The organism is Flexithrix dorotheae DSM 6795, from assembly GCF_000379765.1.
Taxonomy (GTDB): Bacteria; Bacteroidota; Bacteroidia; order Cytophagales; family Flammeovirgaceae; genus Flexithrix; species Flexithrix dorotheae.
Genome location: NZ_KB903520.1, coordinates 239,060 through 264,412 on the forward strand (window position 1 = coordinate 239,060; position 25,353 = coordinate 264,412).

Below are 25,353 nucleotides of genomic sequence, written 5' to 3' on the forward strand. Positions count from 1 at the left end.
AAAATAGACAAAAGCTCATTCATCTTGCTTTGCTAATATTTTATTATTAAGGTTTTTAGTGAAAGGCCAGTTATAAAATCTAAAAAAGGGACTAAAACTTCCAAAATTAAGCTTTTACTTTTTGGTGCGGAAACCCTATAATTACCACATTTTTCTACTCTTTAATCTAATTTTATTACATTTAAGAAAAATTTTTCATCAAATTATTGACAGACGTAAGAATAAAAATTATACTTGCATTAATAAAATGACTGATGGTCATTGAATTACTACAACAAATTAGCTATGGGGATTTCAGAAAGGAAACAGCGGGAAAAAGCCAAACGGGCCAATGACATTTTAAACGCAGCAGAAAAAGTTTTTTTTTCAAAAGGGTATGCCATAGCCACTATGGATGATGTGGCAAAAGAGGCAGAATTGAGTAAAGGGACATTGTATCTTTACTACAAAACTAAGGAGGAATTGTACCTGGCCATTGGGATGAAAGCGGAGGAGATTCTTGGAAAAATCATCCTTGGAGCACTTGAGGGAATGGAAAATGGCTTAAGTGGATTATTGACTATCGGGAGATCTTATTATAAATTTTACAAAGATCACCCGAACTATTTTGAAGCTTTGCATTATAGAGAATCAAAAGATTTGAATCAGAAATTTAGAGATTTCTATGATAATTTAAGGGCAAATGACCAGAATACGTCACTTTCCTTATTGATGAAATTGATTGAAAAAGGCCAGCATGATGGAAGTATAAGGCGTGATTTAGACAGTAAAAAAATGGCTTTTATTATGTGGGGTAACTCTTTTGGAATGGTGCAGGTTATTTCATTTAAGACCGACCAGTTATGTGAGGTTTTTGAAATTGATGTGGATGAGATGTATGAAGATTACCTGGGCATGCTTGAAAAATCATTAAAACCATAATTGGTTTTTTTTTAAGGTTTATTGACTGGTAGTCAGTAAATGAATTTGAGTAATATATTTTTTTGTGAAAAACTGACTGTTAGTCATAATTTATATTAGCGCAAAGTAAATTTACCATGAATCAAAAAAATCTAGTTGTCTTTTTAATTATTGCCTTTATTGGCACCAATAGCTTCGGACAAGAAATTCTATCTGCTTATATAAATGAAGGCCTGGAAAATAATCCGGCTATGAACAGGGAAAACTTTTCTCTTCAGCAACAAGTGGAAGGTATAAAAGAAGCCAAGGGAATGTTTTTCCCTAAAGTAGATTTTATGGCCAACTACACGGTTGCGAGAGGAGGACGATCTATTGGATTACCCATAGGAGATATGCTTAATCCAATTTATCAGGATTTGAACGTACTAAAAGGTTCAGACAGCTACCCAGCTAATTTGGAAAATGTAAATGAAAGCTTCTTGCCCAATAACTTTCAGGAAACGAAATTCCGGGTAACTCAGCCAATCCTTGATCCCCAAATATATTACAATTTAAAAATTCAGGAGGAACAGTATAATGGTCAGTTGGCTCAAAAGCAGGCCTATGAAAATTTTCTGACAGGGGAAATCAAGATAGCTTATTTTAATTACCTGCAATCACTCGATGTATTAAGGGTTTATGAAAGCTCTAAAAATATTCTTGAGGAGAATTTAAGGGTGAATGAAAAACTTGTAGCAAATAACAAAGCTACCAGGGATGTCATTTACAATTCTCAGCATGAATTGGATTTACTGGAAAATAACATAGTACAGTCCATGAAAAATCTGGCTGCTTCCAAAGCTTATTTCAATTTCCTTTTAAACAGGAATCTGGCTGAAGAAATAGCAGTGGATTCTGCCATTGCGAAGGTCAGTTGGGAAGAATTATCTTATGAAGCTTTGGAAGATCAGGCTTTACAAAACAGAAAGGAATTGCAAAAAATTGAAAGTGGTTTAAGGGCCACCGAGCAAAGGGTGAAGCTTAATCAGGCCGGGAATTTACCAAAATTGGGTGTGATAGCAGATGTGGGTTACCAGGGTTTTGGTTATGATTTTGGCAGTGATCAGGACTTTGCCTTACTCCAGGCCGGACTTACCTGGAATTTATTCAGTGGAAATTTAAATAAAGCCAGGGTGCAAAAAGCAAAAATTCAGCATGATATTCTGGGTAAGCAAAAAGAAGAAGTACAAAACCAGATAAAACTGGAAACCCTAAATGCGTACAACGATTTGAGAGCTGCTTTAGCCTATGTAAAAGCCAATGAATCCGGGTTGGAAAGTGCTTCTCAATCTTTCAGAATAATCAGGAAAAAGTACGACCAGCAATTGGTGAGTTTACTGGAGTATCAGGATTCCCAATATAGATTTACCAATGCACAAATTAATGTAAGTCTGGCCAAATATAACTACCTCACCAAAAAAGCCATTTTGGAGAGAAACATTGCCGGAGAACTGTGAAAAAATTTATTGATCAATTTAAAAAAACAGCCTAAAAAACTTCAATATTTTACCTCATGAAAAATCAAATGAAACGGTATATTGGTATATTCTTAATTACAGGAATCGGGTTTGCTTCCTGCCAAAATGAAGAGACAGAAAAGGTCCAAAAAGAAGTGGTGAAGGAAAAAGAAGTAGCGGTTGAAATCGAAAAAGTAGAAACTTCCAATGAACCACTTCCCATTGAATCGACCGGGATTTTAGCTTCCAATGCGGAAATTGATTTGTCTTTTAAAACGCCAGGAATAATTGAGTTTATCGGAGTAAAAGAAGGGCAAACGGTAAGAAAGGGACAGTTGCTTGCAAGCCTGAATCAATTGGAAATAAAATCTACAGTTTCAAAAGCCAAAGCTGCTCTGGAAAAGGCTGAAAGAGACCTGCTTAGAATCAAAAATCTTTATGCAGACAGTGTGGTGACTTTAGAAAATTTACAAGATGCTGAAACTGCTTACGATCTGGCCAAGTCTGACTGGAATGTGGCGGTATTTAATGAAAAGCATTCTCAAATTTATGCTCCTGAAAATGGAAAAATTCTGAGGAAATATGCTGAAACCAATGAATTAACAGGAGTAGGAATTCCTGTGATTCATTTTGCCTCCACGAAAACAGATCAGATCATCAGGATTGGGGTGGCTGACCGACAGGTGGTTCAGTTGGAATTGAATGATAAAGCGGAAGTTACATTTGATGCCTATCCTGAAAAAACTTTTGAAGCCAAGGTGGCAGAAATTGCAGAAGCTGCCGACCCGCAAACGGGAGTTTTTGAGGTAGAATTAGTGGTATTAAATAAAGGCAAAGCCCTTAGAAATGGGTTTATTGGGAAAGTGAAAATTTTCCCTTCACAGGAGGCTTCTTTCCTGAAAATTCCTATTGATGCCATTGTAGAAGCCGATAACAAGGCGGCTCTGATTTTCCAACCAGATGTCAACAAACAAAAGGCTAATGAAGTTTTTGTGAAACCTTTATTCATCAGTGACCAATACATTCTGGTTTCCCAAAAAGAAAATGTGGACCTGGATTATGTAGTGACTGCTGGGGCAGCTTACCTAAAAGATGGAATGAGAATAAAGGTGGCTGAAAAAAAGGGCGAAAACCTGGCCGTTAATTAGATTTTACTCTTTAGTTAACCTTAGCTTATTTCCGAAAAGTTCAAAACTTCCCCTTAATTCTCGGAATACCTAACTTCTCCAGAGGGGAAAAATCAAATTTCCCCCTCTAGAGGGGGCTAGGGGGAGGTTTTTTGCTAAGGATAAAATTCTTTGGATTAAAACATTATTCCCAAATTTTAAAGGAATCAAAAAATGCAATTACCTAAGTTTTCACTCAATAATTTTCAGTTTGTGATTGTGGCTGTTTTACTGGCCATTTTTTCTGGGGTACTTTCCTACCTGAACATGAAAAGGTCGGAAGACCCTATGGTAAAAGGGGCGTATTATTCCATTACAGCCATTTATCCCGGAACGAGTCCTAAAGATATGGAGGAGTTGGTAGTGGACCCCATTGAAGAAGCCATCAATGAGCTGGAGGATATTGTGGAAATAAAAACTACAGTGCAGGAAGGTCTGGTGGTTATGAGAATTGAAGGGACTTTCGGGATAGATACGGAAGACAAACTGGATGAAATAAAATCGGAAGTAAGCGCGATTCGGGGAGATTTGCCGGAAGATATTTACAAAATTGAAGTCAAACATTTGCATCCGGCTGAGGTGAAAATTTTGCAATTGGCCATTACTTCTGATGATGCTTCTTACCATAAACTCAAAGAAAAAGCAGAGGATTTAGAAGATGCCCTGGAAAAGGTAGCCGGAGTGAGAACTGTGGAAATTGATGCATTTCCCGAAGAAGAAGTAAGGATTGCCCTGGATTTCCAGAAAATGTCACAACAGCATGTGGCCCTTAATCAGGTGATCAATATTCTGAGTAGCAACAACAGAAATTTACCTGGTGGTTCCATTGATTCCGGGAATAAATCCTTTACCGTCAAAACCAGCGGAAGCTACAAAACCATTGAGGAACTGAATAATACTGTGATTGCTGCCAATGGAGAAAAAATTGTATATCTAAAAGATATTGCCCATATCCATTATGAATATGAAGATGTGACTTACAAGGGGCGTTTTAATCAGAAAAAAGCTGTTTTTCTTACGGTTACCCAAAAGGAAAATGACAATATCCTGAGCATCTCAGAGAATCTGAATAAAGAAATTACCACTTTTCAACAAAGCCTGAAGGGAGATATTGAGGTGGCAAAAGTTTTTGAACAGGCCCCTGCAGTTGCTCAGCGGATTGATGGGTTTATGGTGAATCTTGGGCAGGGTATTATATTAATCGGGATTATTGTAATTGTATTTCTGGGTTTCAGATCGGCATTAGTGGTGATGACGGTTATTCCTGCAACCATATTTATTGCCATCAGTATGCTGGATATGAGTGATTATGGATTACATCAAATCTCAATTATCGGTTTGGTAATCGCATTGGGCCTTTTGGTGGATAATGCGATTGTGGTAGTGGAAAATATCACCAGATACCTGAATGAAGGGCATACTTTGATTCAGGCAGCCATTAAAGGAACAAATGAAGTGGGATGGGCATTAATCGGTTCTACAGCCACTACAGTACTTTCTTTTTTACCACTGGCTTTAATCAATAATGATGTGGGAGAATTTATCCGGTCTATGCCGTTAATTGTGGTTTATTGCCTAGTACTTTCCCTGATTTTGGCACTTACATTTACTCCAATTCTGGCTGGAAAATTTATTAAACTCAAACCGCAGAAAAAGGAAAAAACGGTACAAAAAGGGTTGAACTTTGTGATCGAAAAATTTTACCGAAGCACACTCAAGTTTGGCCTAAAAAGGCCAGCAATTGTATTGGTATTGGCTGTGCTGACTTTCTTGGGTGGAATAGCATTGTTCCCTTTAGTTGGCGTAAGTTTATTCCCAGTGGCAGATAAACCACTTTTATTAATTGATATTGAAACTCCCGAAGGTTCCAGTCTTGACAATACAGATAAGGCTGCTCAATTTGTGGAAAGTGTGCTGGACACCATGCCAATGGTAACCGATTATGGCATGAATGTAGGCCATGGAAATCCGAGAATATATTATAACCGATTTCCTAAAAGTATTAAAAAGAATTATGCTCAGGTGCTGGTGAATCTTACCGAATGGGAAGAAGATACTTTCTATCCAACCATCAAACAATTAAGAAAGGATTTTGAAAATTATCCCGGAGCCAGGATTACCCTTTCCGAACTGAAACAGGGTGTTCCAGTGGATGCGCCAATTGTCGTGAAAGTATATGGGGATGATTTAAATAAGCTCAAGGCAATTGCCTATGATATAGAATCAACAGTGGAAGAAACTGAAGGTGTCATCAATACTTACAATCCTTTGGCTATTGACAAAGTGGATATCAAAGTGAATATCAATAAGGACAAAGCCGGATTAATTGGTTTGCCCTTGCAAAATATTGATTTGGCGGTTCGGGCTGGTTTAACCGGAATTAAAGTGGATGAAATGACCATGGACAATGGGGAAAACTTTGATATTGTGGTGAGAATGCCTTTCGGAGACAAGCCTACACTCGATGATTTCAATAGAATTTATACTACTACCATGTCGGGTAAATCTGTGCCATTGAGCCAGACCGCCAATATAGAATTTGCCAAAAGTGCCTCGCAAATAGATCATTATAACCTGGAAAGGACCGCTACGATCACCGCTTCAGTGCTGGATGACCATAATGTCATTAAGGTAACCGAAGCTATTATTGCCAAGTTAGAAAATTACGAGTTGCCTGAAGGTTATAAATTCCATTTTGCCGGGGAATATGAAAAGCAACAGGAATCATTTGGGGATTTGGGGCAAAAACTAATTATGGCACTCATCGCCATTTTTGCAGTTCTTGTTTTGCAATTCAAATCGTTCAGACAACCACTGATTGTTTTTTCTGCCATTCCTTTGGCTTTTACCGGATCGATAGTAGCCCTATTCATCACCGGGTGGACTTTCTCTTTCTTTGCCTTCGTAGGATTTACCAGTTTGGTGGGAATAGTGATTAATACCTCCATTATATTAATTGATTATACCAACCAATTGAGAATAGGAGGGATGGACAAAACAGAAGCCATTATCAAAGCTTGTGAAACCAGGTTTTTACCGATTGTGCTTACTACTTGTACCACCATTTTCGGGTTACTGCCATTGACTTTATCGAAAGGGGATTTATGGCCGCCACTTGGCTGGACAATTATCGGGGGAATGGTATCTTCTACTTTTCTGACCCTTTTGGTAGTTCCGGTACTCTATAAGTTATTTTCAAGGGAAAAACTTGAAGATGGGGACATCGAAGAAATAAACGATTCGGTGCAATTAAATCCTGCCATATAGTGTAATAACTTGGTGGATTTTCATAAAGCAGGTTATGAAAATGAGTATAATAATTTAATTATATGTTGTGATAGTAGATAAAAACCAGTGCTTTTAGTGCTGGTTTTTCTATTTATGAAATAACATTTTTTAAACATTAGATTAAAAATAGGTTAAATTTTGGTTTTGGATTAATAATTATGATATTATTAGATTATAATTATAAATAGATTTTTTATTTGTATAATCCCGGAATAATATAATGAGAACTTTGCTAGTCTTAATATTTGTTTTTTCCATGAGCCAAATTAATGTTTGGGCAATGAAAAACTTTCAGCAATATCCATATCCAGAGGTTTTTGTGGATTCTGGAAGATTAAGGTTAGATTCTGTTATGACTTATCACTTTATCTCGGAAACCGATTCTAGCTTGCTTGTAAAGGAGTATTACAAATTTGAGAAATCCGGAGAAATTACCAATTATGAGGGAATTAAGTGGAATAAAGATTCAGGGAAGTTAGAAAGTAGAAATATTGGGGAATTTGATATTATTAATACCTATTATGGAAATAATTCAATCATAGGATATATCTGGAAGAATAATGATTGGATTGAAACGGAAAAGTACACTGGAACTTACCTTGAAAAAGAAAAGACACAAATTTATGAAGATTATACTTTCAATGAGGAAACTGGAAAATGGATTTTAGTTTCAAAAGCTAAACAGCAATTCAATAAGGATGAAAAGTTAGTACTTTCTAATTTTAATAGTTACTCTTATGAAAATGGAGAACTTAATTATATGCGAAAGGCTGAATTTACCTATACCCCAAATGGCAAAATAGAATCTCTTAAAAATTTCAGGTTTGATTCAGGGCAGAATTCATGGAATTTGCGGTCAAATGCAAGTTATCATTATCATCAAAATCAGGAACTGGATTCTATGATAATGGATCAGTGGCATCAACTGCCAGATGGAGAAATCCAACACAGACGGTACAAGGAAGATTATGATGTTAACTTAAGCGAGGACAGACCGAATTTTATTTTTTATGACTGGGATACTACAAGTTTATCATGGCAACCTTTTAGAAAAAGGGAGACTCAAAAAAAAGAATTTGAAAGTATAGAACAGGAATTTTTATGGGAAAGTGAAAATAATTCCTGGAAAAATAATTCCGTAACCATTACTGAGTTGAACGAGGCAGGGAAAAATGTGCGTTTTGAAAGGCTAAGTACAAATTATAATCAGGAAAAGTATGGAAATAGAAAATTGTTTAAATACGGCCCTGGTGGTTATAAATTGATAGAGGAAAACTTTGACTGGGATAATGATCAAAATGACTGGGTAATTAAAGAAAAGAAGTATTATTTCTACAATTGGGGGGAGTTGACAAATTTGGAAGAATCAATCACCGTTTACCCCAACCCTGCCAGAGAAGAATTGAATATAGCCATGGAAAATCCTTTAACTGGAGATTTGCTCATTTCTGTATTCGATATGCAGGGTAGGATGTTGCAAAATGTCAAGTTGGAAAAAGAAGATATTATATCTACCTATCGCCTTGATCATTTAGATATTTCCGAAGGTGCATATATTTTAAAATTTGATATCGGTAATCATTCTGCAATCAAAAGGTTTGTGCGATATTGATTTTTAGATTTGTAATAAATTTGACCATTGGGGTTACTAACCATAAAATCAGTTAGAACTACAATGGTCATTAAAAATAATTTCCTCCTTCAGATATTTAACTATTTTTTATTCCTTTTAACCATAACCAGTTGCCAAACTGATAAGTTACAGGGAAGTTGGTTTGCGGTAGATGTAGACCGTCCTATGGATTATTGTGGAGCTTATGCTACCATTTATTCTTTTAAAGATGATAGCCTGATTATCGATTATGGAGGCTGGGAAAACGAGAGTCATTTTATCAAATCCGCTAAAGGTGGAATTATCCAGACTAATAGTTTACCAGATATTCCTTTTCAGTTCATAAAGGATACACTAATATTAGAATTCGATTCAACTTTTCATAAAAACTTTAAAAGTGATAGTGAAAAGTCTATCATAAAACTCTTGTCCTTCCAACCGGCCCCTATTTCTGAAAGTATTAAAGAAGTTGCTGAAATGCTTAAGAATCACTATTGGACTCTTAAAGCTGAACATGATCCTTTTGGGAACCAAACCTTAGGGGTGGTTTTCCTGGATGAAAATAGGGATTTCCCAAATGCCAAAAAATGTGTGGTAGAACACTTCGGAGACAATTTTTTCATGAATACAGCTAAAAATGAAATGTATTTTTGGATGCTTGGAGAGGTAAAGGGGCAACCTGTATTACTTTTAGATAAAGCTTTCAGGTCATTTTATCCGTCTGAATTTTTTATTACAAAAATTCAAAATGATACGATTTGGGCAAATGCCTGGAAAAGGGGAGATAAATATGAAGTGTTATTGATTTCCAGCCCACTTATTGACAAAATTGAATTAGAAAGAAAGCGAAATGAATTAATTGGGAAATGGCTTCTAGAATCGGTGGAAATACCTGAATTCAAAGTGGATTCTATTGATAGGGAAGTAATTCCCGATTCAATGATTATTGCGTTTGAGGAGGTTGGTATTGATGAGGAATTGATGGAGTTTGTAATAAAGGAGGAGGATTGGAAAAATAAATTGATTACTTATGAATTTAATGAAGACAGTTCTTTTCAGGTAAAAAGAGGAGGCGAAGTCATTCAGGAAGGTGGTTGGAAATTAAACCGTTCTGGTAAAACAGTGAATATGAATATTTTCCCTCAGGGTGTGTCCAAAAAATTTGATTATAAAAAAACAGGACTAACACATGATTTTTTGATTCGGGATTTTAAACTAAATGCACTGAGTACGGAACAAAATATTTACATTTATGAAAATGAAAAACTGGCACCAAAATTTTATAAATATCTTCACTTTTCCAAAACTCCGGATTCCTGAGTTCTTGCAGGAATGAGCAGTCCTGCTTAATTTTAATTCATGAAATCCCTGAAATCAAAATCGCTCTCCCTAGTTAAAAATTTTTTCCAGCCCAGCATCACCGTTGCTGATTTGCTTACTGATCAATTGAAGGAAGAGGCGATTCTGGAGGAAAGGACTTATGGGACTACAGAGGTTAAACATTGGTGGTTTGATGGCATCCGAATTGCCTGGTCCAGGCATCGATATAAGGATCATTATTATTTTGAAAAGGAAAATCCACTTGATGTAGTAAACCTGGAATTTAACCTGCAGGGCACTTATGTCATTCATCAGCAGGGCAGGGAATATAATGTGAAAGGTAGAAAACACAATATTGTTTATTCACCGGGCTTTAAGAATACTTTTCAGAATGGAGCATTGGTGGCTGAAAGTCTTGCCATTCAGTTCAGGCCGGAAGTCTTTCTGAGGATGATTGAAGATGGAAATGACATTTTAAACAGGTTTGCCGAAAACATGCTAAAAGGAGGTCCGGTCGTTTTAGCTCCGAATTCTTTAATGCTTTCACCAGATTTGAATAAGGCGATAAATGATCTTTTAAATTGTAAATACAGGGGTGGGCTGCGCAAAATGTATTTACTTTCCAAAAGTCTTGAGATTTTGGTTTTGCAGGCTGAAGCATTTGATCAGGCGGAAAGAGATAAAAATGTTTATTGCAAAAGAAAAGCAGATCAGGAAAGATTGCTGGAAGCCCGGGATTTTTTAATGGCTAATGTGGAAAATCCTCCGGGTTTGTCGGAACTAGCCAGGCATGTAGGCATGAATGAATACAAATTGAAAAGAGGGTTTAAGGAAATGTTTCAAACAACTGCTTTTGGTTTTCTTTCAAATTTTCGTTTGGAATTGGCTTTAAAATCCCTTCTGGATACCCAAAAAACTATTTCTGAAATAGCTTATCAATTGGGTTATGCTTCTCCCCAGCACTTTAGTGCGGCTTTTAAAAAGAAATTTGGTGTGCCTCCAAGTCAGGCGAAAAAGTAAATTTAGTAAAGTTGAAAACGGATGTTATTATTTTATCTTTACTATGGTTTCCATAATTTATAAGTTTTGCTCCTTTTTTTGTAAGTGGTTCCTTATGCCCTTTTCTACTTTTGGTATAAAAAAATGACCATGGAAAACTTACCTGTAATTAAAAAAGAAATAACTTTTAATGTTTCAAAATCAAAAGTTTGGGAAGCATTGACCCAACCCGAAAAAATTAAAGAATACCTTTTTGGTACAACTGTTATCTCCGAATGGAAGGCTGGAAGTTCCATTGTTTTCACTGGAAGCTGGGAAGGAAAGGATTACAGGGATAAAGGAACTATATTAAAATTTGAACCAGAAAAAGTCTTTCAGTATGACTATTGGAGTAACTTTTCCGGATTGCCGGATGTACCGGAAAATTATATCATTCTTACCTTCAGATTGGAGGAAAAGGGTAATGGTTGTCAGTTAATTTTTACCCAGGAAAACTCGGTTACCAAAATGCAATACGAACATTCAGATGCTAATTGGGATGCTGTTTTTAAAAAAATAAAGGAAATGGTAGAAGGATAAAAAAGGAAATAATTCAGGTTTGGTAGAAGATGAAAAGCCAAACCTGAATCTCTGCTAATTGATGATCTTTGCCACCGCAATTAGATTTTCTACCTTAAATTTAATGCCTTCATTTTCCTGATCGGGTTCCATGTTTTCTTCCACTTTTTCTATTTCAAATTTATTTTGGGTCAGGAGGGTAATTAATTCTTCTTTGGAGAACATGTTGAAGCCATATTTTACGAAAGGATAACTCTTCATGACAGATCTGGGGCGAATCCCTATAGTTAATTTCCCATCTTTTTTTAAGACCCGTTTTATTTCATTGAAATAATTTTCCGGGTCTTCCCAAAAATATAAAGTATTTATGGTTAATATTTTGTCAAAAAGATGATCATTAAAAGGTAGTTCTTTCCCATTAGCGAGTATAAATTCAGCTTTATTTTGCTTTATCAGGTTATCATTAAGTTTTGCTGCCTCAGCTACCATTTCCTCTGAATAATCGCAGCCAGAATAGGTTATAGTCTTATTTATATTGAATAATTCTTTTACGAAAAAACCATTGCCCATTCCTATTTCCAGAATCTCGTCATTATCCTGAATATCCATGGCTTCGATGGATTGAAGGTTTATGATTTTATTCCCTTCATTCATTTTATTTCCAACAGCTGTAGCGTATTCACCTTCCGGTTTTCTGAGTTGTTGGGCTATTGCTTTCAGGGTTTTTTCGTCCATTATTTTACAGGTTTAATTGGTGTAAAAATTTAATTTATTTTAGATTTAAGGATTCCATCGCGGACTGTAAAATTCAGGGAATTTTAAGATAAATTTGTCCGGAAACTTTTGCTTTAAAGATATCAAAAATTCATTAGTGATCAGGTTAAGAATTATTCTTTTCTTTTTCATTCCCGCAATGTTTTGTGGACTTTCTGCCAAGGGGCAAAAGAGAGGGGATAAAATCGTTTCTTTCGATACTATATCTATAAAAGCCAATAATTTTCTGTTTTATGAGGATAGTATTTTTGATATTCCCAAAGATACTGTTGTCATTATTCCCAGTAACAAAGAGTATGTTATTCAGGATAAAACAAAAACCACAAGATTTTATGAAAAGCTGAAACTTCTTGCCTATAAAAGGAAAACTACTAAAGAACTCTATGATGTTTTAATTAATTTTTCTGCATACATAAACCCATTGGATACCACCGATTTTATTCGGAGTGAAGAAAAATTCAGGGAGTTTGAAGGAAAGACCATTTCTTCCATCAGAATTAAGCATGTGGAAATACTGGATGGATCGGTTTACGATACAACCGCCACGCACAGGAACAGGTTAACGGAACTTCTTGATGATGGTCATTTCTATACCAGGGAACACGTTTTGTTTGATTACCTGATTGTAAAAGAGGGAGAGACTGTAAATCCTTATCTTTTGGCAGATAATGAGCGGATTATTCGTGATTTGAGTTTTATTGAGGATGTCAGGATTTTACCTGTGATTCAGGAAAATAACCCGGAAGAAGTAGAATTGGTTATTATTGTGAAAGATGTATTTTCGATTGGACTGGGAGGGTCGGGAAGTAGCCCTACAGATTTTAGAATCGATCTTTATGACAGGAATTTTTTGGGAATGGGGATTGAGTTTAATAATTCCTTTTTTTATAAAGCCAATGAAAACCCAACTTTTGCCTACCGGGGTCGTCTTACCAATCCCAACCTGGCAGGGACTTTAATTACCGGAACATTCGAATATATCCGGGATTTTGAATATTCAAAAACGGGAATTGATTTTCAGAGGGAGTTTTTATATCCAAACCTGAAATATGGGGGAGGGTTAGCAGTAAATCAGGTGGAAGACTTCAGGATAGAATCAGAGCCTTCCGATTCTATCATTAGGGTGCCTTTTAAAACCAATGTTTATGATGTCTGGCTCGGACGTTCTTTTAAAGTTTCTAATTCTGATGAAAGGAAACGGTTGATTGTGGCTAACAGGGTATATAAGACGGATTTTCTGGCGAGACCGGAAGTCAGTCAGGACAGTAACTTTTTTTTTCATGACAGAAGCGGATATATCGGTAGTATTAGTTATTCCAGAAGGGATTATTTAAATACAAGAATGCTTTTGGGTTTTAATCGGACTGAAAACGTGCCGGTAGGGTTTAAAGCCGGGGTGACATTCGGATATGATTATGGAGAATTTTTAAAACGGCCTTATGGCGGATTAGAAATTACCTATGGGATTAAAATTGATCCATTCGGTTATTTTTCGGCCTCCAATAAAATCGGGAGTTTTTACCGAAACAATGGATTCGAAGATCTTACATTCTTAATTCAGGGGGGAATGTTCAGTAACTTAAAAAATCTGGGTATTTGGAAAGTAAGACATTTTGTGGATTTTCAATTTGCCCTTTCTAAAAACAGACTGACAAAAATCCAAAACCTGAATTTAAGCGAAAACCTGAATGGGTATTCAGGTTTAAAACCGGATGGTGACCGGAAATTAATCCTTAATTATGAAAGTGTATTTTTTACTCCAATTTACTTTTATGGTTTTCGTGTAGCCCTTTTCAATTTTGTCGATGTTGGATTAATTGGTTTTGATTCCAAATCACTATTTGAGGGTCTCTATAGTTCATTTGGGATTGGGGCAAGGATAAGAAATGAAGGCTTGGTTTTTCAAACTATCCAATTAAAACTGGGATATGTCCCCAAAACTTTTTCCGGAAACGGAAAGTTTTTTTACGATTTTTCCTTTTCTGACCCAAAACTATTTGGGAATAATGTTTCGGATAAACCTGCTCTAATTGAAGTGAAATAGCTGGCTAGTGCCACAGGCATTAAAAAAGTATCTGGAGTTTGGGAATGAATAGCCAACTTGTTGATCCATTGATAAACCTTACAGATTTCGTTAGGACAGACTTTCTGCTAGTCGCACTAGCCTAATACTACTCCCAAATACCGCAAGGCAACCCCACCAATTGTATCTACCAGTTTATCTCCTGAAGAATTCCAGAAAGCCGGATCATCAGCCCTGTCTTTGGGAATATTAGCCAGGTATTCCACATAAAAGCTCAAAATATCATTCAGATTGTCATTAAAATCGGCTATTTCTTTAGGAGTTGACTTTTCCAGAATCGAAGCAAATTTTTCATTAATTACCTTTTGAAAAGCTTCTTTTAAAATTGTGGTGTTATTATCATCTCTTAAATGGGATGGTCTTTTTTTATTGGGAATAGAACCTACCATTATATCAATTTCATTTTGAATTCCCTGAGAAATTTGGGTTTTATCCATAATGTAAAATTCGTATTCCAGAAGCTCATGACCGGAAACATTTAAAATGAAATTGGACAATGCATTTTTGGGAAATTCCTCCAGTTTATATTCTATTTGATATCGTTGACTATTCTCATCAAAAATGGCCTCCTTTTTTACATTTGTATTGGAAATGGCAAATACCTGATTGGCGGAAATGGGTTTTACCAAACCAAAACTAATTTCATAGTTTTTTTCAGTATAATCAAACCTTAAAGATTTAATCATATTTCTGGTGTCTCTTACAATTAGAATAGGGTCTAACGGGCTTAGATCAATAATTTCTTCACTGGAAAGACTGGTTTTGCTTTTCACATTCCCTTCATCTACTACCAGTGTATAAGCTCCATCCTGCGCATCGGTTAGGTTAATATCCAAAATTCCAATTCCCCGCTTATCAAAAGCTACAGGGATAGGTTCCTGATAGCCCAGCAGGTTTCGGGTTTCTTCCAGAATCTTAAACTTTACCTCCATGCTATTGGTTATATAACCCTGTTCTGCGGAAGCATTGGTGTAAATTCTTAATTTAAGGTTTTTATTATAGTTGAGATTTACCCTGTTTCTGATAATTTCTTCTCCTGTTTCTACCAGTTCAATTTTGGTTACCTCAAATGTAGGAATCACATCAAATTGCATGAGCCTTTGCCAATAGGGCAAATTCCTCATGGTATCTACTTCATAATCCAGCTTTACAATGTAATTTAATTCCGGCCATACATTTTCTTTTAGCTTTATCCTTATCTTAGGATTGTTTCCAGTCATCATCTGCTGCGGCCAGTCTATACTTTCTCCTATTACTGTACTATCTGCTATATTCAGAATGAAAGCTTTTTTAATTTTCGTTTTTTCCTCACTGGCAAATAAGTTTAAAGTAGCCTCATCCTCTGTTTTATTTTTAGTAAGGGAAATGATTCCCATGGAAACTGAAGATTCTTCAGGGTTAGAAATTTTTGTTTTATCGTAATAAACTGGAATTTTTGGGGTGGTATAAAAAATACTATCGATGGAATAGTGGATATTAAAATAACCTCTGGTCCACCGGTCGCTACCTTTGAGGGTATTCCCCAGACCATAAGGTCGGTTTCTAAAATGCCCGACCCAAACGTAGCCCGTAGAATCTTTAAAAATATTTTCTGCTTTAATTGTTGCTGAACGCTCAGTACCACTGCTGTTTAGCCAATAAAATTCACCCTGGATTTCTTCTACCACCAACTTTTCCGGATCGTGGTAGATCATTTCGTCATAGATTGCGGGATCGTTTTGTACATTAAGGGCAATTAAAATATCCAGATTGTTCCTATTGTTCCAGCGGAAATCAAAGGAAGCAAAAGGCTCTTCCTTAGTGATGAAATCGGGGGTTAGATTAGTTTCCTGTGCCCAAACATTTAAAGAAATAAACAGCAGCAGAAAAATTTCAGAAACAACTAAATTAATCTTCATAGAATTTTGAAGTAAGTACCAGTACTATATTAATATTGAGCCACTTCACCTCAATATCAATTAGATGTGGCAATATTTAAATGTTGTAATTTTTGTTCAACCACTTCGCATAGTTTGAACAATTGTCATTTACAGTTAGGAGAATTGCCAGTTTTCTCCATTTAAATAAGGTTTTAGAAGAAAAGTTAAGGTGAATTAATTTATGGTGAATTTAAGGTTGGCAAGGCCTATCCTTCCAATACCTGTTTTTAGTTGTTTAAAGGAAATAAAAACCAGATTTATTTCCTAATTTTAAGATTAATTCCTTGGAATAATAAGGAATTGAACCGGAAATCCAAATCCGGTTCAACCTAGTAAAAAGCCTAATCCCGGGGGTTGGTATAACATCCAGCCGGTGAGGCTATAGCGTTCTTTTAAGGTGGGAAGCACTTCATGTTCTACCAAATCGCTTTTGAAAATAACTAATCTATTGGCAATAGGTTCAATTAGCTTTTCACCATCTTCTAAATACATTTTTAATTCTCCTCCGTCACCCTTCATCCAGTTTTCATTAAGATAAAGAATAACCGAAACAAGGCGGTTGTTTCTTCCCTTGAACTGGTCAAGGTGTTTTAGGTAGAAAGAACCTCTGGGATATAAAGCTAGGTGGAATTCATAGCCAGATAAGCTTAAAAAACATAACTGGTTAAGGTTTTCTTTAAGTTCATCCATCCGCTGAAGGAAGTAATCAATAAAAGGATTTTCCCCTTTTGATAGCCAGAAAATAGAATCTCCACGAATTTCACTGTTAAACTGGTGCGCTGAAAGGGTACCAATGCCTGCCTTTTGGAGTTCATTTTCCTCCCTCATACCTTTGAAGTAAGATTTAATTCCCCAAAGGTTTTCCTCACTAAGAAAATCATCTACAATGAGGTAATTATCATTTGACAATCGGTCAACCCGGTTAACCCAATCGTCTTGTAATGCCGTTTCCATTTTTTTTCGGATGGCTTAATTCCGAAATTTTCAATAGAGATGGGGAGGAGTTCCCCAACTCTTAAAAAAAGCCTGCGAAGCTAAAAAATAGTCGGGATAATTCCATATTTTTAAAGGGGATTTTTAGTGAAGATAGAATTGATTTTTTGGAAATGATTCAGCTGATAAAATTGTGATTGCTAGACACTTTAACATTTTTTTCCTATATTAAGTAAAATAAAAAAGCCCGACTGAAAAACAATCGAGCTTTAACGTTTAACAATTAAACCAATCAGTAGTCCATCACTGATACACCAAAAATGAAAAAGCAGACCGTAAACTATTTACGGTCTGCTTTTAATTTTTAGAAAATTCGGTTTTTTTTAGTGTTCGGAATTCCCGTTTTCAGATGGATACTTGAACATATGACCTAAAACTTCCTGTTTAGTTTTGAGGTATTTGAGATTTATATCGTGGTGTGGAATAATAATGGGAAGCCTGCTTACCACCTTTATAGAGGAACCATCAAATGAGGCAATCTTATCGGGATTGTTGGTAAGTAAATTTATTTCTTTTATTCCTAAATCCTCCAACATCAGAATGGCAATTGAATAATCCCTCAAATCTACATGCAACCCCAATTTCTCGTTGGCTTCTACGGTATCTAATTTATGCTTGTCCTGCAGAACGTAAGCCCTCAATTTATTCAAAATACCAATACCTCTTCCTTCCTGACGCAAATACAGAATAATGCCACCATTTTTACTGATAATCCTGCTGGATTCTTCAAGTTGTTCTCCACAATCACATCTGAACGACCCGAATAAATCTCCTGTAATACATTCAGAATGAACTCTTACGGTCACAGGTTTTGAAAAATCAGTTTTTTCATGAACCATAGCAAAATGAGGTGCATAATCGTTTTCATTTTCTGCATATCCGATCATCCTAAAGTTTCCCCATCTGTTTGGGATATTTGCTTCTGCCTGTCTTTTAATCATTTTTTATATCTAAGCACTCGAATTTAAGCAAAAATAATAAATTAGATTTGTAAAGAATTAAATTATACGTGAAACCCAATTTCCAATCCTCAAAGTCTTAAACACTTATGCCTGAATATAATTCAATTTTTTGCCAGTGAAGCGCTTAAGATTGTTTGGGTCTGAATGGTTTTATTACCTTTTCATCACATTCCAGATAAGGGCCTTCAATAAGATCTATGCAGTAGGGTACTGCTGGAAATACAGCATCCAGGCATTGCCTTATAGCTTTGGGTTTTCCAGGAAGGTTAATAATTAGGGTATGGTTGCGAATTCCTGCAGTTTGCCTGGATAGAATTGCAGTGGGGACATACTTCAGACTTTCCTGACGCATAAGTTCACCGAAACCAGGCAACATTTTTTGACAGACAGCCTCAGTGGCTTCAGGAGTTACATCTCTTTTGGCAGGTCCTGTACCTCCTGAAGTAACAATCAGGCAACACCCTTCCTCATCAGCCATTTTTACCATAGCCGCTGAAATCTGATCCTGTTCATCGGGAATTACCTTATAGACTTTTTCAAAACTTGTGGTTAAATATTCTTCTAAGGTGGAAACTATTGCTTTTCCCGGAATATCTTCATAAATGCCTTTACTGGCCCTGTCTGAAACGTTTATGATACCTATTTTTACTTTCAAAACAAATTGAATTTAGTGCTTTTTCTGAAGGTAAATCTAAATAAAACAATTGATTTTTGCTTTGAAATTCACTTTCCGAATAAAGACTTTAATGTTCTCCTACGAACAATTATGCCCGTGAGCGAACATAATTTTTGCTTTTGATTTTTTGCGTGCCTTTTAATTTATTGATTTTCAATGAATTATTGTATGGTATTGGATTTGTTTTCCCTTTTTTATTGACTAATTTAGAAGTGCATCAATCAATTTCAATTAATTATAAATCCAATAAATGTATTTTGAACTAAAATTTTACCCTTAACTTTTAAAAATTAGATATGAAATCAATTGCCATAGAATTACCCAACATTGCAGGGGAACACGAAATTGAAGTGGATGTGAAGATTAATGGAAAGAAAACAAGCTATTATTATAAAGTGGAAATTTTTAGATGGGAGGATTGCGAAGAGCCGAGAGAAAACAGAGTAGAATGTATAAAGCAAATGGTGACCCGATATGATGAAGAGTGGGCCTTAGCTCATATCGGAATGCCTACTGAAGAATTTATCCCCATAACTTTTCAAAAGAAGGAAAAAAAGCTTGAATCTTTAGCCTGACACTATTAAAGGTTTTTCTTCAGTTTTAGAATGGAAAACAGTCAGGAATTTCCCCAAAAGGAAAGCTAGGAGTTTTCATTAGTTTTTTGAGTTATCCATCAATTATGACGTATTCATGGGTGATTTCCCACATAATTGAGGGCTAAGGGTTTCCTATTTGAAAAAACTCAGGATTTGCTCCAAAAAGAAGCCGATAATAAATCCGGAAATACCAGAACAGATAGCCACGATGAGAAAGCCCACCAATACTAATGATGGTTTTTTCTCTTTTTCAAGTTCATCATATTGTTGTACCATGTTATTAAGAGATTGATTGGATGAAAAAATAAAATAAGTGAATACTTTCAGGGAAAATATTCCTGATTTAAAAATGAATTCCCCTTAAGTTTTTTAGTTATTAGTGTCGGTGTTTTTTGGAAATAGTAAACCAAATTTTACCAAATAATTATTGCCGGTAAAATTATATACCTGAATAGGCAATTGATAAATAGTGGTTGATCAGGATCTGAAGATGCATTAGTGTAGTTTGTAAGTATTTTTACAGCATCATTTTAATTTAAGAAGATAATTTTTGACTGATTATTGTCTAATCCTAAATTATTTTAATCCCCTGAATTTTATTTTTAAAGAAGTTACTCTCTGTAAAATGAACATTCAGAGAATAAACGATTGGTTATTTAGTATACGGAAAAAAACTGCCGAAGATCATATTTTTCCAGTAAATCTCCCATACAGACAGAAAAATTAGTTTTTGGTTGAGTTTTGCTTATTGGAAAAGTATCATTTAAAAAAATAAAGCATTTTTTTAAATATCCTGGATAAAATGTAGTGTGGTGTTTTTGTATTTCAGCTAAAGTAGAAAAAAAATAAAAAAATACATAGCCTGATTATTAAATTTCCTTTTTCTCATTGAAATCTATTAGTTTTCTGAAAAAATAAATGATGAAGGCTTATAATAGTCGTGAGTTTGAATGATTGAAATGTTGGAATTTTTTTTAATAGTCATTGCATTTTCTCTTATTGCCCTGTCCTTATATTTATTATGCCAAAGGTTTCTACCAATTGCTACAGGATTTGCAGCAAAATTGATGGCTTCTGCTTTTTTTATAGGCCTTCGTGAACCTGTTGATGTAAAGAAAAATGAACTTAAAAAGGCCTGGTTTGTAAAACTGAGGATAAATGAAAAACAGGGTTATGTAAAAGCCTCTGTTTTAGGTTTTTTTTCGAAAAAATGCTGGTATCATCCTGCAACAGGATGCCACCTTGGGGAAAATTCAGATGGCTTTTCCTTTCCTCATGTTAGTGTCAAACCATGTGACGACCTTCAAGCAGAATATGATTCAGATATCCAGAAAATAGTAAGGAAAGCATTTGTGGAAAAGGATATAAAAAATCCGCTGAATACGAGGGCAATAATGGTGATTCATCAGGATAAAATTATTGCTGAAAATTATGCTGCGGGATATGGAAGGGATATTCCTCAGGCTGGCTGGTCTTTAGCCAAAAGTATTACCAATGCGGTCACAGGAATTCTGGTGAAGGAAAAAGCAATAAATATTTATGAGGAAATTCCAAAAGAGAAACTATTAAATAAACAGCACCGGTATTCAATTCACCAGTTGCTCCGAATGGAAACCGGGCTTCAATTTGCCGATTTTCACGATAAATTAAAATTGGCCGAAATGCTATTCAATCAGCCTGATGTATTTGAATTTGGACAAAAATTAATTCAAAAACCATTAGAAAATTTTTCCTGGAGATATTCAAGTGTTCACTCCAATATTTTATCAGGGGTTATAAAGAGTTATTTCTCCTCTTTGGAAGACTATCTGGCATTTCCCTATCAAATGCTTTTTCGTAAGTTGGGGATGGATAATACGTACCTTGAAGTAGATCCTGGTGGAAATTTTGTAGGCTCTTCCTTTGTATATGCTTCTCCGATGGATTATGCAAAATTTGGTTTATTGTATTTAAATGATGGAAAATGGAATGGCGAACAGATATTGCCAGAGGGCTGGGTAGAATATTCCAGATCGCCTTCTCAATTGGACAAATATGGGCAGTATGGGGCACACTTTTGGAAAAATGCCAAAATGCCAGTTCCTGGAAAAACCAGACATTGGCCCAACCTTCCTAATGATCTTTTTTATGCTTCGGGATACCAGGGCCAAAACATAATTATAATTCCTTCCAAAAAAACCGTTATTGTAAGACTAGGGCTAACTTTTGACTACGAAAGATGGAATTTTGGTGAAATGGTTGAAGACATTTTGATTCATCTACGCGGTGCGAACAACACGAAATAAGTGAGGAAATTCAGTGAGATAATACACTGATTGTCAATACTAAACTGATATCGCTTTTTTAACACCAGTGGCACCTTATATTCTACCTAAACTATCATGAATTAAACTTTTTTGAACAAATTTAAACAGCTATGAGACGGAGTGTGGTAAACACTAAATCACTACTAATTTTTTTTATAGGATTGATTTTTTTGATAAATTTTTCTGAAGTAAAGGCACAATCTAAAAATAAATATTCCTCATTAATGGAATATGTACTGGATAAAGGAGTACTCACGATTGGATCGACAGGGGAAAATTTACCCTTTACCCATTATGATGCGATTAATGAAAAATGGGAAGGTTTTGATATTGATCTGGCTCATTTATTAGGGGAAAAAATCGGGGTGAAAATAAACTTTGTAAAGGTGAGAGAAAGGGCCCTGATAAGTGGGGTGGCCACTGGGGAGTTTAATATTGCGATGTCTGGGATAAAAAGAACTATATCTCATACTTTAATTAGCGGGATGTCAAGAGGTTATGTGTATGATGATAAGGAGGAAATTGCGATTCTTCTTCCCTCATTTGAAAAGGATTTTCTGGATTATTTGAATGCTTTCATTTCTGAAATGGAAAATAAGGGGGAATTGGAAAAATTGAAAAATAAATGGATTGGAAGTTAATGGAAAATTTTTAATTCCTGAAGTAGTCTAAAGTAAGGGATTTCAAGACAAGAAGGAGTAGATTTTGGTCATGGTAATTCCATTTGGACAACTTTACTTCAAAAAAAGACCTGCTAATTTTTTTGCAGGTCTTTTTTTTGTGAAAAAATGGAAACTTAATTCAATTCAGAATTGACATAATCAATCCATTCTGCCCATTTTTTTTCCAGTGCTTTTAAAGACATTTCCTTTTCCTTTTCATTGAGGCTGCTGTAAATTATTGAGTTCCAAACTAGTTTTTTCAGTGCCTGGAAATCGAGTTCCCAGGCCAGGTAAATAGCCCAATAGTCGGGAGTAACTCCAGTGTAACTAAAAACCCCCGGATCATCCGGGCTGATACTAATTTGCACGCCCTGATTCATAAAATAAGTGGCCGGGTGCATTCTCAGGTCCGAGATATAACCTAATATCTGATTACTCAAAGGGTTTACTTCTACACAAATGTTATTTTCTTTCACTTTCTGGATAAGAGCGGGATACCTGAATAAATTGAAACCGTGGCCTATTCTTTTACTGTTCAGTAAAACTGCATCGTAGAGGTTATCATTTGATATCCAATTGCTTTCTCCATCGTGGAGGTAAAGTGGAAGATCTACACCATAAACCATCTGTAATGAATCCATTTTCAGCCAGTTGTCTAGGAAATAAATGGAGGTATTTCCGGCATCTTCCTCGGCTACAAGATCGTAACCCTTTATCATTTCGGGGTATTTCTTCCTTAGTTGAAAGGCCAGTTCCATATCTTGCCATACTTTTTCTTTTTCAAAAAATCGCAGAAATGTATGGATGATTTTAATAGAAAACTCCGGGATTTCTTGTTTGAATTCGTTTTCCAGATCTTTCCAGTATTGTATAGTGGTATCCGGAGTGTAATATCCTTCAGGGTGTTCTAGGTCATAAAGTGTGAAAGACAACCCTTCCCTTAATTCCAGGTGCTGAAGACCATCTTTTATCATATTTTTGATGGCCACTCTAAAATATTCTTTAAAAATAGGCTGGTATTTATAGAATTTTCCAGTACGCTGAAAGGTTTTCTCAAATTCCATCCAGATGTCTGTAGAATCATTGCTAATACTATTATCAAAAGTAAGCAGGTCTAATAATTCGGTTTTAAACTGAGGATTTTTAGTGGCTAATTCTTTGGTGGGGTAAAAACCTGTGGGTTGTTGTCCATGTTTGAAAAAGCCCAATTGCCCTTTTACGAAACTATTATTATCTACCTCCCAATACACATAACAGTTTTCTTCCCTTGCAGCTCTTTCCACAATCCAATCATAATCCTGCATGGTTACAGGATGCAAATGATGAATTCCCCCTTTGGGCATTTTTTTGAGCAAATCAAAAAGCTGACTTTCCTCCATGTGTTTTTCCCATCTGTAAAAATAACTTGCAGGAGGGAAATAGTGATTCTCCCGGTAATCTTTAAGCATTTTATTCCTGAGTCGGCCTAATTTTTCTTCTGCATTTTGCTCTTCCTGAGTAAGCACAATAGAGGCATCAAAAGCCATTAGACTATCTTGTTGTTCTAAGGCTTTCCTGGCATTCAGATAAGTTGCTTTTTTCTTGTCCAGGCTTTGGTTTTTTTTCATCTGTCCATTGGCAGAAAGTGCATGGAAAAACAGAGAACATGAAATAATTGTAAGGGGAATTCTCATGATGGTTTACAGTAGTTTTTCAGGTTAAATTAGGTTGGTAGAATTCAGTATTATCACAAGAATATCATGGTGTAAATATATTTTGCTGATTCTTTCAAAACTACAAACCAGCCTTTTGGAGAAAGATACCAACTATTTTTGTCATATTGAATATCGTCCAGAGTAATTATTCCTACATTGGCCAGTTCACTTAATTGTTTTTCATAAATCATCCAGCTTCTTCTGGAATGTGTTCCCAATGTAATCACATTTATAGAAGTAGTTTCATTGGTGTTTTCTTCAAGCCATTTTTTTACTGCCATCACGCTGGATTTTGTTCTGTTGAGTTCCTTTTCCTCTGCAGCTATTGCTAATATTTTATCTTCTTCAATTTCAAGGTACTTAAGGTAATTAGCTGAGTACTCCGCTATAGAATTAGTTTTGAAAATGTCGGTTCCACCATAAGTACCTCTGTCATAAATAAAGTAGTCTGTTCGGGCAGAAAAAGATTTTCCGGCCAGTTTCACTGAATCCACAAACAAATCTCTGTCTTCTCCATTTTTAAAAGCATCGTTATAGTATCGGATGCGGATGGTGTCGATAGCGGATAATGGCATATTGAGATTAAAGTTGTAGTTTTTAAATTCCCCTGTAGTTTTTATATCATCGATTTCTTTGCTGTTGACAAATAATTTGAATTTTGCATATCCGCCCAGCAAAGGTGTACTTTTTGCCCCGATAATTAATTCTGGTTGATCCATATTGCCAGGGTAAGGGAATGTATCTGCTTTTGGGGGGACAAATATTAAATTGCCATTGGTGACCATCCTGTATTCCGGATCGAGAGGCATTCCTGTGGTAATAATAAAATCATAATCATTTTCTGTAAATTCTTTGGCTGCTTCTTCAAGGGCATAATTGGGCAGCCAACCTTCCACTACCAGAATTTTGGCTTTAATAGGATTTGAAACAGAGAGAAAGCCATGAATGGTAGAAATGTAAAGTCCAAGTAATAGGATTATGACACTCGATAACCAGACTCTTTTTTTTTTAATTAGGCTCATTAATTTTAGTGAGTTAGAGTTTAATTCAGATTGTTAATTGATTACTAATGTTTATTTATTGGTGAAGTGAAATACTTTAGGGATACATTTCAGGCCGGGTAAATATAAATATGACACTATATTTACTTTTTGTTGTTCAAAAATAAAATCTGCCATCTATAATAAAAAATTAGCCATAATTATCTGCTTTTTGTAAATTGCTATTTTAAATTGAATTATATTACATTAATTAATTGTTAAAAAAGCATTCCATCTCATTATCAATTAGTTGTGTCTAAAGGAATAACACAAGTTTTTGATGAGATCGGGAAAAATAATTACCAAATA

20 protein-coding genes are annotated in these 25,353 nt (G+C 35.4%); 12 read left to right on the forward strand and 8 right to left on the reverse strand.

Annotation, left to right across the window (positions count from 1 at the left end):
- Nucleotides 1-285 precede the first annotated feature (285 nt).
- From A3EM_RS45235 to A3EM_RS0140570, 8 genes are all read left to right on the forward strand, one after another.
- A complete protein-coding gene (locus A3EM_RS45235; RefSeq protein ID WP_020533965.1) occupies nucleotides 286-921 on the forward strand; it encodes a TetR/AcrR family transcriptional regulator in 636 nt (211 codons plus the stop codon).
- 116 nt (nucleotides 922-1,037) lie between these two features.
- Nucleotides 1,038-2,396: a TolC family protein gene (locus A3EM_RS0140535; RefSeq protein ID WP_020533966.1), complete on the forward strand. Its 1,359-nt coding sequence runs from the start codon at nucleotides 1,038-1,040 to the stop codon at nucleotides 2,394-2,396.
- Between the two features lie 56 nt (nucleotides 2,397-2,452).
- Complete coding sequence (locus A3EM_RS45240) at nucleotides 2,453-3,544, forward strand: efflux RND transporter periplasmic adaptor subunit (protein ID WP_020533967.1); 1,092 nt, start codon at nucleotides 2,453-2,455, stop codon at nucleotides 3,542-3,544.
- 192 nt (nucleotides 3,545-3,736) lie between these two features.
- A complete protein-coding gene (locus A3EM_RS0140550; RefSeq protein ID WP_020533969.1) occupies nucleotides 3,737-6,829 on the forward strand; it encodes an efflux RND transporter permease subunit in 3,093 nt (1,030 codons plus the stop codon).
- Between the two features lie 277 nt (nucleotides 6,830-7,106).
- Nucleotides 7,107-8,462 (forward strand): T9SS type A sorting domain-containing protein, encoded by a 1,356-nt coding sequence (locus A3EM_RS0140555; protein ID WP_020533970.1) that lies wholly within the window; start codon nucleotides 7,107-7,109, stop codon nucleotides 8,460-8,462.
- A gap of 63 nt (nucleotides 8,463-8,525) precedes the next feature.
- Nucleotides 8,526-9,782 (forward strand): hypothetical protein, encoded by a 1,257-nt coding sequence (locus A3EM_RS0140560; RefSeq protein WP_020533971.1) that lies wholly within the window; start codon nucleotides 8,526-8,528, stop codon nucleotides 9,780-9,782.
- Between the two features lie 39 nt (nucleotides 9,783-9,821).
- Nucleotides 9,822-10,802 carry a helix-turn-helix domain-containing protein gene (locus A3EM_RS45245; RefSeq protein ID WP_020533972.1) on the forward strand — a complete coding sequence of 327 codons (981 nt, stop codon included), beginning with the start codon at nucleotides 9,822-9,824 and terminating at the stop codon, nucleotides 10,800-10,802.
- Between the two features lie 129 nt (nucleotides 10,803-10,931).
- Nucleotides 10,932-11,360 carry an SRPBCC family protein gene (locus A3EM_RS0140570; RefSeq protein ID WP_026210902.1) on the forward strand — a complete coding sequence of 143 codons (429 nt, stop codon included), beginning with the start codon at nucleotides 10,932-10,934 and terminating at the stop codon, nucleotides 11,358-11,360.
- 54 nt (nucleotides 11,361-11,414) lie between these two features.
- Here A3EM_RS0140570 and A3EM_RS0140575 read toward each other — a convergent pair whose 3' ends face one another.
- Nucleotides 11,415-12,074 (reverse strand): class I SAM-dependent methyltransferase, encoded by a 660-nt coding sequence (locus A3EM_RS0140575; protein ID WP_020533974.1) that lies wholly within the window; start codon nucleotides 12,072-12,074, stop codon nucleotides 11,415-11,417.
- A gap of 136 nt (nucleotides 12,075-12,210) precedes the next feature.
- On the opposite strand from A3EM_RS0140575, the gene A3EM_RS0140585 reads away from it, so the two are divergent.
- Nucleotides 12,211-14,157, forward strand: a complete 1,947-nt coding sequence (locus A3EM_RS0140585; protein WP_157638318.1) for a BamA/TamA family outer membrane protein — start codon at nucleotides 12,211-12,213, stop codon at nucleotides 14,155-14,157.
- Nucleotides 14,158-14,273: 116 nt separating this feature from the next.
- Here A3EM_RS0140585 and A3EM_RS0140590 read toward each other — a convergent pair whose 3' ends face one another.
- From A3EM_RS0140590 to mog, 4 genes are all read right to left on the reverse strand, one after another.
- On the reverse strand, nucleotides 14,274-16,094 hold the full coding sequence (locus A3EM_RS0140590) for a hypothetical protein (protein WP_020533976.1): 1,821 nt from the start codon (nucleotides 16,092-16,094) through the stop codon (nucleotides 14,274-14,276).
- 345 nt (nucleotides 16,095-16,439) lie between these two features.
- The gene (locus tag A3EM_RS0140600) at nucleotides 16,440-17,069 is read right to left on the reverse strand and encodes a 2OG-Fe(II) oxygenase (protein WP_020533978.1); all 630 of its coding nucleotides are present in this window, start codon (nucleotides 17,067-17,069) and stop codon (nucleotides 16,440-16,442) included.
- 362 nt (nucleotides 17,070-17,431) lie between these two features.
- Entirely contained in the window at nucleotides 17,432-18,049 is a 618-nt protein-coding gene (gene ribA / locus A3EM_RS45250) for a GTP cyclohydrolase II (RefSeq protein ID WP_020533979.1), read from the reverse strand.
- A 145-nt stretch (nucleotides 18,050-18,194) separates the two neighbouring features.
- Nucleotides 18,195-18,725 carry a molybdopterin adenylyltransferase gene (gene mog, locus A3EM_RS0140610; RefSeq protein ID WP_020533980.1) on the reverse strand — a complete coding sequence of 177 codons (531 nt, stop codon included), beginning with the start codon at nucleotides 18,723-18,725 and terminating at the stop codon, nucleotides 18,195-18,197.
- A gap of 317 nt (nucleotides 18,726-19,042) precedes the next feature.
- On the opposite strand from mog, the gene A3EM_RS0140615 reads away from it, so the two are divergent.
- Complete coding sequence (locus A3EM_RS0140615; protein WP_020533981.1) at nucleotides 19,043-19,321, forward strand: hypothetical protein; 279 nt, start codon at nucleotides 19,043-19,045, stop codon at nucleotides 19,319-19,321.
- A gap of 153 nt (nucleotides 19,322-19,474) precedes the next feature.
- On the opposite strand, the gene A3EM_RS47935 is transcribed toward A3EM_RS0140615, so the two are convergent.
- Entirely contained in the window at nucleotides 19,475-19,618 is a 144-nt protein-coding gene (locus tag A3EM_RS47935) for a hypothetical protein (RefSeq protein WP_020533982.1), read from the reverse strand.
- 683 nt (nucleotides 19,619-20,301) lie between these two features.
- Here A3EM_RS47935 and A3EM_RS45255 point away from each other — a divergent pair.
- Both A3EM_RS45255 and A3EM_RS0140630 read left to right on the forward strand, forming a co-directional pair.
- Complete coding sequence (locus A3EM_RS45255; protein WP_157638319.1) at nucleotides 20,302-21,627, forward strand: serine hydrolase domain-containing protein; 1,326 nt, start codon at nucleotides 20,302-20,304, stop codon at nucleotides 21,625-21,627.
- Nucleotides 21,628-21,872: 245 nt separating this feature from the next.
- Nucleotides 21,873-22,289, forward strand: a complete 417-nt coding sequence (locus A3EM_RS0140630) for a transporter substrate-binding domain-containing protein (RefSeq protein ID WP_157638320.1) — start codon at nucleotides 21,873-21,875, stop codon at nucleotides 22,287-22,289.
- A 155-nt stretch (nucleotides 22,290-22,444) separates the two neighbouring features.
- Here A3EM_RS0140630 and A3EM_RS45260 read toward each other — a convergent pair whose 3' ends face one another.
- Nucleotides 22,445-23,983: an amidohydrolase family protein gene (locus A3EM_RS45260; protein WP_020533986.1), complete on the reverse strand. Its 1,539-nt coding sequence runs from the start codon at nucleotides 23,981-23,983 to the stop codon at nucleotides 22,445-22,447.
- A 53-nt stretch (nucleotides 23,984-24,036) separates the two neighbouring features.
- A complete protein-coding gene (locus A3EM_RS0140645) occupies nucleotides 24,037-25,026 on the reverse strand; it encodes a carbohydrate-binding domain-containing protein (protein WP_020533987.1) in 990 nt (329 codons plus the stop codon).
- Between the last annotated feature and the right edge of the window lie 327 nt (nucleotides 25,027-25,353).